The organism is Shewanella aegiceratis, from assembly GCF_019457495.1.
GTDB lineage: Bacteria > Pseudomonadota > Gammaproteobacteria > Enterobacterales > Shewanellaceae > Shewanella > Shewanella loihica.
Genome location: NZ_CP080416.1, coordinates 115644 through 127557 on the forward strand (window position 1 = coordinate 115644; position 11914 = coordinate 127557).

An 11914-nucleotide genomic window follows, 5' to 3' on the forward strand; every position below is an offset into this window, starting at 1 on the left:
GTATTATAGGCTTAATTCTTACTAAATCACTCGGGTTTATCCTGACGGAGCATGTCTTAATGATCACCATTTCCGATGCAGCTCAGGCGCATTTTGTTAAGCTACTCGCTGACCAGCCTGAAGGAACTCATATTCGCGTTTTTGTTATCAGTCCAGGTACCCCTTCGGCTGAGTGTGGCGTGTCTTACTGTCCGCCGGATGCCGTAGAGGCAGACGACATAGAACTCGAATTTAATGGTTTCCATGCCATGGTGGATGAGAAGAGTGCTCCTTTCCTCGAAGAGGCTTCGATCGATTTCGTCACCGACCAGCTGGGTTCGCAACTGACCCTGAAGGCGCCCAATGCCAAGATGCGTAAGGTCGATGCCGACGCGCCACTGAAAGAGCGTATCGAATATGTGATCCAGTCTGAGATCAACCCACAGCTGGCTAGCCACGGCGGCAACATCATGCTGGTGGATATCGACGAAGCCGGTATCGCTATCCTGCAATTCGGTGGTGGCTGTAACGGTTGTTCTATGGTCGACGTGACTCTGAAAGATGGTATCGAGAAGCAGCTACTAGATATGTTCCCTGGCGAGCTGACCGGGGTGCGCGATGTCACCGAACATCAACACGGTGAACACTCTTATCAATAAAGAGTAAGCAAGTAGACAGCGGGATGACTTAGGTCATCCCGTTTTCGTTGGAGTCAACATCTTGCTGAGGCGGTAGTGGTAATCCAGCGCCAGGCTGAGGCTGCGGGTTAGCATAAACAGACTCATGGCGGCCCACAGGGCATGGTTGCCATAATCCTGCAACAGTAACCATGTGGGGAAGAAGACCCCGAAGGTGGCGAGTATCATGGAGTTACGCATCGCCTTGCCTTGGGCGGCGCCGATATAGACGCCATCAAACAGGTAGGAGCCGAAGGCGAGTAGCGGCAGGGCGACCACCCAGCCCAAGTAGGCCTGAGCCTCCTGGCGCACCTCAGAGATGTTGGTCAGTAGCTTGATGATCTGCTCGCCCCACAGGGCAAAAAACAGGGTAAACAACAGGGCAAAGATGGCCGACCAGAGCCCGGCAAGGGTGACGCTCTGGGTCATGCGCTCATGGCTCTTTTCACCCACGGCCCGACCCACCTCGGCCTCACCATAATAGGCGATACCATCCAGGGCGTAGGAGATGAGCAGCAAAAGGTTGAGCAGCACGGCGTTGGCGGCCACAGTATTGTCGCCCAGGTTCGCTCCCTGAAAGGTCATGAAGGCGAAGGCAAGTTGCAGGCAGAGGCTACGGATAAAGATATCCAGGTTGAGGCGCACCAGGCGCTGGTAGCTATTGAGCGACAGGCTGCTAAGTAGGGTCAGGAATTCGAAACCTCCCTGTCGCTTGATGGTACGCACCACCATGCTGGCGGCCACGGCAAAGCCTGTCATGTCGGCCAGTACAGAGGCCAAAGCGGCTCCTTCGACGCCCCAGCCAAGTCCGATTACGAACAGCAGATCCAAAAGTATGTTAGTGAGGTTGGCGGCGATGAGCTGCCACATGGCGGCCTTAGGCTGCTGGCGGCCCAGCAGCCAACCCAGCAGGGCCAGGTTGACCAGGGCAAAGGGGGTCGACCAGATGCGGATGTTAAAATAGGCCTGGCTGTAATACTGCACCTGCTCACTGGCGTCGGAGAGCGCCATCGCCGTGGCGATTATGGGTTGCTGCAGGAGTAGCACCAGCAGGGAGAGCAGCAGTGCCAGGCTGGCTGACTGCATCAATAAACGGTATTGGGTGTTAAGCTCCTTGGCGCCGAAGGCCTGCGCTACCAAGCCCGTAGTCGACATGCGCAGGAAGCCCAGAATCCATAAAATCAGGGTGATCACCGTTGACCCGACGGCGACTCCCCCTAAATAATAGGCGTTACTCAGATGTCCCACGACGGCAGTATCGACCAGCCCCAGCAGGGGAACCGTAATGTTAGACAGAATCATAGGCACGGCGAGCGCGAACAACTGGCTGTTTTTCTGTTTATTTAACAATAAGTTTAGTGGCGACATAGACTCTCAGAGGTTACTCAATATGTTTAGAAGCGTGATTGCAGCGCTATTGGCCTGTCTCAGTTATTCGGCTCATGCTGTGGTGATTCTACAATATCATCATGTATCCGAGGATACCCCTAAGGTGACCAGTGTGACACCTGCTCAGTTCAGAGAGCAGATGAGCTATCTGAGGGAGAATGGCTTCAAGGTCAAGCCCTTGGGCCAAGTGGTCGAGGCGATAAAACAGGGACGAGAGCTGGCGGACAAGACGGTGGTCATCACCTTCGACGATGGCTATCAGAACATTGCCGATACCGCCCATCCTATCCTGAAGGAGTTCGGCTATCCCTACACCATCTTTATCTCCATCGACCCTATAGAGCGCAAGCATAAGAATGTGATGAGTTGGGCGACCCTGAAACGCCTGAGCGATGAGGGGGTGACGCTGGCCAACCACAGCTGGGGCCATGAGCATCTTATTCGCCGTCTACACGGTGAGGATGAGCAGACCTGGCTGAGTAGAATTACAGAAAATCTACTTGCTACCGAGGCCGAGATAGAGGCGAAAACCGGTCAGAGCGTGAAGATGTTAGCCTATCCCTATGGCGAATATAACACGGCCTTAGAGACGCTGGTGCAGAAGCTGGGCTTCGTGGGCTTCGGCCAGCAGTCTGGCGCCGCCGGCGGTTACTCGTCACTTACCGCCTTGCCGCGCTTCCCGGTGGCGGGAGCCTATGCGGATCTCACCTCGCTCAAGGCCAAGCTCTATAGCCTGAATATGCCTGTGTTGGCGATCACCCCGCGCAATACCCAACTGCCTCAGGGGCAGTGGCGGCCCGAGATGCAGGTGACCTTAGATATGACAGATATTATCGCCGGACAGGTGATGTGCTTTGTGCAGGGACAAGGCGCCATGAAGCCGAGCTGGGAAAGTGAAGATACCTTCAGTATACAGGCGGTGACAGACCTGCCGCCGGGACGTTCGCGCTATAACTGCACCGCCCCAAGCAAGGCGAGCGGACGCTATTATTGGTTTTCCCAGGCCTGGGTTCGGCCGAAAAACGACGGCACCTGGGTGAAGGAGTAGCCTAGGTAGATGAGTCGACCTAGGTTATTGACTAGATTAGCTAAATGAGTCGTAAGCCCTAGGAGATCTCCGCCGTCTTGCCGGTATTGAGTAGTTGCATCAGCCGGGCGGGGATCTTATCCAGATGCAGTATCTCCCTGTGGGCATTGAGCTCGGCGGCAGCGCCCGGCATGCCCCACACCACAGAGCTGGCCTCATCCTGTATTATGGTGTGACTGCCGGCAGCCTTGAGGCGTTCCAGCCCCAGGGCACCATCTTTTCCCATTCCTGTCAGCAGTATGCCTATGGTGTTGGCTCCAAAGCAGTCGGCGATACTGTTGAATAGCACATCCACCGCAGGTTTATGTCGATTGACAGGATCTGAGTCCAGCAGCTTGGTATAGAGCCTGGCGCCGTGTTTCTCGACCGTGAGATGAGCATCCCCAGGGGCCAGATAGGCGGTGCCTGATGCTATGAGCTCGCCGCCCTTGGCTTCGATCACCTTCATCGCCGAATGGCTGTCAAGTCGCTTGGCGAAGGAGAGGCTAAAGGCGGCGGGAATATGTTGGGTGATCACTATCGGCGGCGTATTTGCCGGCAGCGGGGTGATCACCCGCTGGATCGCCTCGGTCCCACCGGTCGAGGCACCGATGGCGATCAACTTGTCTCCGGTAAGGGAAAACTTATTGTTGGCAGCGACCTGAACAACCGGCCGGGTGAGCGGCTTAACATGACTGACGGCGGCGGTGCGCACTTTGTCGATCAGCTCATCGGTATAATCCAGCAATGTATTGGTGAGATCCGACTTGGGCTTAGAGATGAAATCCACCGCGCCTAGGGCCAACGCCTCCAGGGTGATCTCGGCGCCCTTGTGGGTCAGGGTCGAGACCATGACGACCGGCATGGGTCTGAGCTTCATCAGGTTGCGCAGAAAGGCGATGCCGTCCATCTTGGGCATCTCGATATCCAGTGTCAGCACATCTGGGTTGAACTGCTTGATCAGGCTCCTGGCCTCATAGGGATCTTCGGCGGTGGCGACTACCTTGATATCCGGCGCCTGTGAGAGCATATGGGTAAGCAGCTGCCTGACCAGAGGTGAGTCATCTATGATCAATACTTTTATCATATGGCGCCATCCTTTTGCGTCATCTGGTTCATGCGCCGACACCGAGTCGTTGCCGCACCAGGGCGGCGTGTTGAGGTTGATAAATGGTTTGGCCGATCAATTTGAAATCGCTCGAGATATTATGCAGCGTCTCCGAATGACCGATAAACAGGTGGCCATCGTCGGCGAGCAGTCGTCGAAACTGGCGGATGATCTTCACCTTGGTCTGGGCATCGAAGTAGATGAGCACGTTGCGACAGAAGATGAGATCGAAGGGGCCATGCATGGGCCACTCGCCTAGTAGATTTAGCTGCTTGAAGTGGATTAGCCGCTTGAGTGAGTCGCACAGCATGACCTCGCCGGGATGGGGCCCGGGTTCCACATATTGGTTCAGCAGCGCCTTGGGCAGGTTGGCCATCGCCTCCTGGCTGTAGATACCGGCCCTGGCCTTATCCAGCACGTTAGTGTCGAGATCCGTGGCGAGGATTTTGAGATCCCAGCTGGCGGGCGGAAAGTGTTTTGCCAGGGTCATGGCGATGCTGTAGGCCTCTTCGCCGGTGGAGCAGGCCGACGACCAGACGCGCAGGCGACGGTCGCGTCTCTGTTGCCATTGAGGCACTAGGTGCCGCTCCAAATAGTCGAAGTGGTGGGCCTCGCGAAAGAAGGAGGTGAGGTTAGTGGTCAGGGCGTTGATGAAGTTGATCAACTCGCCGCCGTCGTCCTCTAGTCTCTGGCAATACTGATGGAAGTTGTTCAACTTGAGTGCGCGCAGGCGTCTGCTGAGGCGCGAGTAGACCATGTGCTGCTTCCTGTCTGGCAACACTATGCCTGACTCGCGATAGGCAAGCTGTCGAATAAATTCGAAGTCTTGCTGCGCCATCGGAAATTCCTTTTCGTTGCTCTGTTCCAATTGCATCCCCTAGCCTGATATTGGCTGCTGGCTATCGAATCGACTCTATGGGGCGCCTTCCTCTGGCGCCCACAGATTCCTAAAACTCGTTCCACTCCTCGTTGCTGATGTTCAGGGGACCGTGGCTATCGCCGGCCACCAGGGAGAGCGGTGACGAGGTCATGCCCGAATGCACCGGAGCTTGAGACTGGAAGAAGCCGAGCTGAGACTTCATGTTGCGTGCCTGTTCGGCCATGGCATCGCCAGCGGCCGATACCTGTTCGACCAGGGCGGCATTTTGCTGGGTCATCTCATCCATCTGGGAGATCGCCTTGTTGACCTCCTGAATACCCGCCGATTGCTGATCCGAGGCGATGCTGATCTGGCTGATCATGTCGGCGACCTTAGTCACCGCCTGTACTATATCTTCCAGGGTCTCGCCAGATTGGTTCACCAGCTGGGTACCGTCGGTCACCTTGGTCACGCTGTCACGGATCAGCTCCTTGATCTCCTTGGCGGCGCCGGCGCTGCGCTGTGCCAGGTTACGCACCTCGCCAGCCACCACGGCAAAGCCGCGTCCCTGCTCGCCCGCTCTGGCGGCCTCGACGGCGGCATTGAGGGCCAGCAGATTGGTCTGGAAGGCGATTTCATCGATCACCCCTATGATGTCGGCGATACGCTTGCTCGATTCGTTGATTGCCTCCATGGCAGTCACGGCCTGCTCCACCACCTTGCCGCCGTGGGCGGCCTTAGTGTTGGCCTCCTGGGCCAGCTGATTGGCGACCGTGGCGTTTTGCGCGCTCTGGGTGACGGTTGCCGTCATCTCCTCCATGCTGGAGGCCGTCTCTTCGAGGGAGGCAGCCTGCTCCTCGGTGCGTTGACTCAGGTCGGCGTTACCCTGGGCGATCTCTTCGGCGCCCGAGGTCACTGTATTGGCAGATTGGTTGATGCCATCTAGCACCTCGGTCAGCTTGGCAGCGGTGGCATTGGCATCGGCCTGTAGCTTGCCGAACTGGCCCTGATACTCGCCCTGGATTTGACGATTGAGATCCCCCTTGGCCAGGCCGTCGAACATGTTCACCACATCGCCTATCACCTGGTCGGCGATGCCGACCAGACGGTTGAGGCCGTTGGAGAGGTTGAGGAAGAACCCCTCTTTATCCTGGGTGCCGACCCTCAGGGAGAGATCCCCCTTGCTGGCGGCGCCTATGATGGAGTCTATCTCATGCTCTATCGCCACCTCGGCGGTTCTGTCGGCCCACTCCACAACCGTACCTATGCTTTCACCGTTAGGATCGCGGATAGGGTTGGCGACTACCTGGAAGGTGCGTCCGCCAACCTTGAGCTGGCTGGTGTAGGTGGTGGTCAGCGTCTTGAGCAAGTTGCGCTGATGGCTGGGATTCTTGTGGAAGTTGTCTATGTTGACGCCCATGAGGTTGCTGGCGTCGAAGTTAGGCAGATCCTTGGCAATATCATTCTGCGCCTGCTTGAACATCTGGCTGACGGCCTTGTTCATGTAGATGATGTTCAGATCGGCGTCGGCCACCATGGTATTGGAGGATACATTGTCCAGCGCCTGCTTGATGCGCGCATTCTCGGCGGCCAGCTGACGCTCCTTCGCCTCCTTAGCCAGCTTCTCGGTGACATCCTGCCACTCGACCACAGTCCCCGTGCGCACGCCATTCTCAAATACCGGGGTGGCGATCAGGGTGAAGTCGAGTCCCGCGACCTGGATGCTGGTGTCGTAGCTGCCGGTGAGCCTGTCGAGCATTTTACGTTGATGGGCAGGGTTCTGATGGAAGAGATCGATATTGCTGCCGAGCAGGCTATCGGTATTGAATTTGGTCAGCGTCTGTTGCAGCGTCTGCTCATTATCCTTAAGCATCTGGGTGACAGAGTCGTTGAGGTAGATGATGTTGTAGTCGGCGTCTGCCACCATAACGTTGGCGCGGCAGACATCCAGCGCCTGCTTGATGCGGCTGTTTTCCTGGGCCAGCTTGTTCTCTGCGTCTGCCTTGGCAAGGGCTTCGGTCTTATCCTGCCATTCGACCACAGTCGCGATGCGCTGATGTTCGTCGTCAAACACCGGAGAGGCGATCAAGGAAAAGATGCGGCTACCCACCTTAATCTGCGCCGAGTGAGGGCGCTGCAGCTTAGCTATGATGTTCTGTTGATGGCTGGGCTGCTGGTGGAAGGTATCCATGTTGGTGCCGATAAGCGTGTTGACGCTGAAGCTGGCGATCGCCTGCTGTATGTCGGACTCGGCCTTTTCCAGGGTCTGGCGTAGCGACTGGTTGAGGAAGTTAATATTGCCTTGGGGGTCGGCCAACATCACGTTGGCCTGGCAGATCTCCAGTGCCCTGAGCTGTGCCTGATTGCCCTGGTTGGCATGCCATTGCTGGGTCAGGCTCTGGCTGATCTCAGGCCAATGGGGATAGTCGAAGGCGGAAAAGCTCGGCGGATTCTTGCCGTCGAGTGCCTGGCGGATCTCCTCGAAGGCTTGCCGCAGACTGTGTTGCATCTGCCCCTGTTGTTGAATACCCAAGGCGATGACGGCGATGGCAACCACCTGAGCTATGCCGACCCAGAGCGAGGGCTGCTGGGTAAAGGCCAATAGGGCTGCGACGCCAGCGATCAGCAGTCCAATGATCGGCAGATTGTTTGCGTTGCCAGTCTTGCTGTTCATTGCATCCATTCTCTGTTCCTCTCTTGCCGGGTTAGGCGCTGACAGCCTGTGTTGAAGCAGCGTCGATATTATTGATGATGTTTGACAGTTGGGCGGCCTCGGGCAGCACCTCACTGCTAAGTAGGGTGTCTATGTCTAGCAGGATCACCATCTTATCTGCCAGATTGGCGAGTCCCTTGATGAAGGTGAGATCTGTCTCTTCACCGAAGTCGGGGGCGTCGCGCAGATCCCTTTGGTGGACACTGAAGACATCTGAGACGGCATCGACCACTATGCCGATCACCTTGTGTTCGTCGCCGACACAGACCTTGATGACGATCACTACAGTCGTGGGGCCGTAGTCCAGGCTGGCGATACCGAATCGTTGCCGCAGATCTATGATGGGGACTATGGTGCCGCGCAGATTGATGACCCCTTTGACATGGCTGGGGGAGTTGGGAATAACCGTCGTGGGTTCCCAGCCGCGGATCTCCTGCACCGAGAGTATGTCGACGCCATACTCCTCATCGGCCATGATGAAAGTAAGATACTGGTCGCTGGCATCGTCTTTGGCGGTGAGTGTGATGCCTGCTTCATCTGCCTGTGTCATGGATGAATCTCCCTTCTCATTTGGTTTCCTAGGCGGCGTGCTCTTGGGTGCTGTTAATGCCCGCGAGGCTGACTAATCCGGCAATGTCTATGATCAAGGCAACGGTACCGTCGCCGAGTATGGTGGCGCCCGAAATACCGGCCACCTTGCTGTAGTTGTCTTCCAGACTCTTGATCACCACCTGCTGCTGGGATAGCAGCTCGTCGACCAGGAGTCCCACCTTGTCGTTGTTGGCATCGACTACCATCACCAGGCCATCTTTAATCTGTTTGGCATCTGCCTCATGATGGAAGGCCTCATAGACCTTGAGCACAGGCAGGTATTCGTCCCGTAGACGGATCACCTCATGTTCTTCACTCAGGCGATTGATATGGGCGGCGGGCACCTCGAGGGATTCGTGAATCGCCACTAGGGGCACCACATAGGTGTGCGTGCCAATGCGTACCAACTGACCGTCGAGAATCGCCAGGGTGAGCGGCAGGCGTATGGTAAAGCGACTGCCCTTGTCCTGGGTGGATTTCAGCTCTATGGTGCCGTTGAGTTCGTGAATGTTTCTCAGCACCACATCCATGCCAACGCCGCGGCCGGAGAGGTCTGAGACCGTCTCTGCCGTAGAGAAGCCGGGTTTGAAGATCAGCTGGTGAATGGCCTCTTCGCTCAGCTCTTCGTCGCTGCCGACCAGTCCCTTGGCGCGTGCCTTATTGAGGATCTTTTGGGTGTTGAGCCCGGCGCCGTCATCGATGATCTCTATGATGATGTTACCGCCCTGATGGAAGGCATTGAGGGTGAGGGTGCCGGTTTCGGGTTTGCCCTTCTGACGGCGCACCTCTGGGGTCTCCAGGCCATGGTCGAGGGAGTTTCTCACCAGGTGCACCATAGGATCGACTATCTTCTCCATCACAGTCTTATCCAGCTCGGTATCCTCCCCTTTGAGGACCAGCTCTACTTGTTTGCCCAGTTGCTGGCCTATGTCCCGTACCAGACGGGGGAAGCGGTTGAAGGCGAAGCTGATGGGCAGCATGCGGATCTGCATGACACTCTCCTGCAGATCCCGGGTGTGGCTGGCCAGCTGCTCCAGCCCCTGCTTCATGGTGATGAAAGACTCAGGCGTCATCTCCTCCTGCTGACCTATCTGGCCCAGCATGGCCTGGGTGATCACCAGCTCGCCCACCATGTTGATCAGCAGATCTATCTTCTCTATACTGACGCGGATGGAGCCTGCGTCCTGGGTCTTGCTGCTGACCACGCTGGGCCTAGTCTGGCTTGCGGGTTTTTCGGGTTGGACACTAGCTGGGGTAGTTTTTTGAGTACTGGCCTGAATATCGCTTTCTGCCGTCGCCTCTATCTCTTTCTCAGTCGTTATCTCACTGGCCTCGCTCGCCTTGGGCTGAGTCTGATAGTCAATGTCGCACTCATCCTCGACCCATTCGAAGGCTTCCTTAAGACGCGAAAGGGGTTGGTCTGTGGTGAGGGTGAGCGACCAGGCGAGGTGGCAGGCCTCGGGGTCATACTGGGTGAAGTCGGGGATCTCCTGCGGCAGCAGCTCGACACTGAGTTCTCCGCACTGACCCAGCTCGTTGAACATCAGCAGAGGGTCGTTACCGTACCTGAGGATGTCTGTGCCCGCCTTGAAGCTGATCTGCCAGGTCGTCTGTTCTGGCGTCTCGTGTTCGCGCTGGGTTTCATCTTCTTGTGACTCGCCCTGGGATAGCTCGGCGGCAAACTTTTGCTCCAGATCGCTGAGCATGGGATCGTCGAAGGTTTGCTGATGCATGACGGCGTCGAGCATGTTGCGCAGCAGGTCGACCGACAGCAGGAGAATGTCCTGATGATGGCTGGTCATCTCGCGGCGGCCGTCGCGGATCTCATCCAGCAGCGTCTCTAGCAGGTGGGTGTAGTTGGCGACCTGGTTAAAACCGAAGGTGCCGCTGCCCCCCTTGATGGAGTGTGCGGCGCGAAAGATGGTGTTGATCGCCTCGGGATCCGGCGCGGCGATATCTAGCTTCAGCAGCTCGGACTCCATGCTTTCCAAGCCCTCTAGGCTTTCTTCAAAGAAGACTTGGCTGAATTGACTCAGATCGATTTCCATATCCCACCATCCAGACGCTGATTAACGTAACACCTTGTTGACCGTGGCAAGCAGCTGGTCGGGGTTAAAGGGTTTGACTATCCAGCCGGTGGCACCGGCCGAGCGTCCCTCCTGCTTCTTGTCGCTGCCCGATTCTGTGGTGAGCATTAGCAGGGGGGTGAACTTATAGTTGGGCAGGCTGCGCAGATTACGGATCAGTGTAATGCCGTCCATCACTGGCATGTTGACGTCTGAGATCACCAGGTCATAGTCTTGGCTCTTCGCCTGGGTCAAGGCTTCGTCACCGTTGCAGGCTTCGGTCACGTCGAATCCCGCCGTCTTGAGGGTAAAGCCCACCATCTGACGCATGGAGGCTGAATCATCCACTGCGAGTATCTTCTTCATTCCTGAATTCTCTCCTGAGCAAGCGCAAAGATCTGTGTCGCGTCGAGCCCCAACTCGGCCAGGGTATGTCCGACCTCCTCCGCGGGCGGTGTCCATTCGATGGCATGGTGGTGCGTCTGGCAATAGTGATGCAAAAAGTAGAGCAGCTGCGCACCTGAGGTATCGACCCGGGTCAACTGGCTGGCATCGACGCACAAGGTGTCGGACGCTGTGAGTTGTTCGGCAATATCGTGGTGGACCTGCTGGATGTTGCGAATCGTCAGCTCGGACGCTAAGCGAATCGGACTCTGGGTCATCGGGGGGGCTCCTCTACAATCCCTGTCAATAAGACTCCACTAGGATCAAAAGATAGACGGTAAATAAGAGGCTTGCCTGAAAAATAACAGTTTTTTAACTAAATGGGCTCCCAAGAGGGGAACCCATTAGCGGTGATGAGAGCAATTTTGACCAGTGAGTCTCGCTATTCACCATAGTGAGTCGCCAGGGCGATCACATCATGAATGAGGTTCTTGTTGCGGATCTGCGGCAGCTGCCGTGGATCCAGGCTGGTGGGTTTAACCGTGGCTACCCGGGTGCCGTCGGGAGAGATGAGCACCATGGAGGCGCTGTGATCCACCTGATAGTTTTCGCCTTCGCCTACCATGGTATAGACGAATCCCAGCTCACGGGTCAGCGGCAGTAACTGGCTGTGGGGCGCCGTGACCGCAACGAAGTTGGGATTGAAGAAGTTGATGTAATCCTTGAGTTTTGCCTGGGTATCCCGCGCCGGATCGACCGACAGAAATACCACCTGTAGATCCACCACGCCTTCCAGCTGTTGATAGGCCGCCGCCAGCTTACCCAATGTGGTGGGGCAGACATCCGGGCAGGAGGTGTAGCCGACGAAGAACAGGCTCCACTTGTCTTTTAGCCGGGCGTTGGTGAAGGCCTTGCCGTTCTGATCCGTCAGCTCGAAGGGGGATAGCGGTCGCTGCTGGGGATAGCGATAGCTGGTGAGCAGCTCGGGCGGTGTCGCTTGACCCGTGAAGTTAACCGCCGCGATCGCCCCCAGGCCGCTGAAGATGAGTAAGGTTAGGACTATCCATAGCGGTTTCATCGCG

The 11914-nt window shown here is 56.7% G+C and carries 11 protein-coding genes; 2 read left to right on the plus strand and 9 right to left on the minus strand.

What is annotated here, in order from left to right; translation table 11 throughout:
* Positions 1–59: 59 nt before the first annotated feature.
* On the plus strand, positions 60–638 hold the full coding sequence (nfuA, locus tag K0H80_RS00525; protein WP_144202418.1) for a Fe-S biogenesis protein NfuA: 579 nt from the start codon (positions 60–62) through the stop codon (positions 636–638).
* Positions 639–671: 33 nt separating this feature from the next.
* On the opposite strand, the gene K0H80_RS00530 is transcribed toward nfuA, so the two are convergent.
* A complete protein-coding gene (locus tag K0H80_RS00530; protein WP_220072760.1) occupies positions 672–2024 on the minus strand; it encodes an MATE family efflux transporter in 1353 nt (450 codons plus the stop codon).
* Positions 2025–2046: 22 nt separating this feature from the next.
* Between K0H80_RS00530 and K0H80_RS00535 the strand changes: the two genes are divergently transcribed.
* The gene (locus K0H80_RS00535) at positions 2047–3093 is read left to right on the plus strand and encodes a polysaccharide deacetylase family protein (RefSeq protein ID WP_220072761.1); all 1047 of its coding nucleotides are present in this window, start codon (positions 2047–2049) and stop codon (positions 3091–3093) included.
* A 58-nt stretch (positions 3094–3151) separates the two neighbouring features.
* Here the strand turns inward: K0H80_RS00535 and K0H80_RS00540 are convergent, their stop codons facing one another.
* The 8 genes from K0H80_RS00540 to K0H80_RS00575 form a co-directional block, all read right to left on the minus strand.
* On the minus strand, positions 3152–4198 hold the full coding sequence (locus tag K0H80_RS00540; protein WP_220072762.1) for a protein-glutamate methylesterase/protein-glutamine glutaminase: 1047 nt from the start codon (positions 4196–4198) through the stop codon (positions 3152–3154).
* Between the two features lie 28 nt (positions 4199–4226).
* The gene (locus K0H80_RS00545) at positions 4227–5057 is read right to left on the minus strand and encodes a CheR family methyltransferase (RefSeq protein WP_220072763.1); all 831 of its coding nucleotides are present in this window, start codon (positions 5055–5057) and stop codon (positions 4227–4229) included.
* 109 nt (positions 5058–5166) lie between these two features.
* Positions 5167–7761, minus strand: a complete 2595-nt coding sequence (locus K0H80_RS00550) for a methyl-accepting chemotaxis protein (RefSeq protein WP_220072764.1) — start codon at positions 7759–7761, stop codon at positions 5167–5169.
* Between the two features lie 22 nt (positions 7762–7783).
* Entirely contained in the window at positions 7784–8341 is a 558-nt protein-coding gene (locus K0H80_RS00555; RefSeq protein ID WP_220072765.1) for a chemotaxis protein CheW, read from the minus strand.
* Positions 8342–8369: 28 nt separating this feature from the next.
* On the minus strand, positions 8370–10430 hold the full coding sequence (locus K0H80_RS00560; protein ID WP_220072766.1) for a chemotaxis protein CheA: 2061 nt from the start codon (positions 10428–10430) through the stop codon (positions 8370–8372).
* A gap of 21 nt (positions 10431–10451) precedes the next feature.
* Positions 10452–10814: a response regulator gene (locus K0H80_RS00565; RefSeq protein ID WP_033538855.1), complete on the minus strand. Its 363-nt coding sequence runs from the start codon at positions 10812–10814 to the stop codon at positions 10452–10454.
* Positions 10811–11110: an STAS domain-containing protein gene (locus K0H80_RS00570; protein WP_220072767.1), complete on the minus strand. Its 300-nt coding sequence runs from the start codon at positions 11108–11110 to the stop codon at positions 10811–10813. The genes K0H80_RS00565 and K0H80_RS00570 overlap by 4 nt, the downstream gene beginning before the upstream one ends.
* Positions 11111–11274: 164 nt before the next feature.
* Complete coding sequence (locus K0H80_RS00575; protein ID WP_220059569.1) at positions 11275–11910, minus strand: SCO family protein; 636 nt, start codon at positions 11908–11910, stop codon at positions 11275–11277.
* Positions 11911–11914 lie beyond the last annotated feature (4 nt).

Excerpts from the sequence above, each read along its gene's own strand:
- K0H80_RS00560 (WP_220072766.1), bottom strand. The coding sequence starts at position 10,430 with ATGGAAATCGATCTGAGTCAATTCAGCCAAGTCTTCTTTGAAGAAAGC.
- nfuA (WP_144202418.1), top strand. The coding sequence starts at position 60 with ATGATCACCATTTCCGATGCAGCTCAGGCGCATTTTGTTAAGCTACTC.
- K0H80_RS00550 (WP_220072764.1), bottom strand. The coding sequence starts at position 7,761 with ATGGATGCAATGAACAGCAAGACTGGCAACGCAAACAATCTGCCGATC.
- K0H80_RS00535 (WP_220072761.1), top strand. The coding sequence starts at position 2,047 with ATGTTTAGAAGCGTGATTGCAGCGCTATTGGCCTGTCTCAGTTATTCG.
- K0H80_RS00575 (WP_220059569.1), bottom strand. The coding sequence starts at position 11,910 with ATGAAACCGCTATGGATAGTCCTAACCTTACTCATCTTCAGCGGCCTG.
- K0H80_RS00565 (WP_033538855.1), bottom strand. The coding sequence starts at position 10,814 with ATGAAGAAGATACTCGCAGTGGATGATTCAGCCTCCATGCGTCAGATG.
- K0H80_RS00570 (WP_220072767.1), bottom strand. The coding sequence starts at position 11,110 with ATGACCCAGAGTCCGATTCGCTTAGCGTCCGAGCTGACGATTCGCAAC.
- K0H80_RS00530 (WP_220072760.1), bottom strand. The coding sequence starts at position 2,024 with ATGTCGCCACTAAACTTATTGTTAAATAAACAGAAAAACAGCCAGTTG.
- K0H80_RS00555 (WP_220072765.1), bottom strand. The coding sequence starts at position 8,341 with ATGACACAGGCAGATGAAGCAGGCATCACACTCACCGCCAAAGACGAT.
- K0H80_RS00545 (WP_220072763.1), bottom strand. The coding sequence starts at position 5,057 with ATGGCGCAGCAAGACTTCGAATTTATTCGACAGCTTGCCTATCGCGAG.
- K0H80_RS00540 (WP_220072762.1), bottom strand. The coding sequence starts at position 4,198 with ATGATAAAAGTATTGATCATAGATGACTCACCTCTGGTCAGGCAGCTG.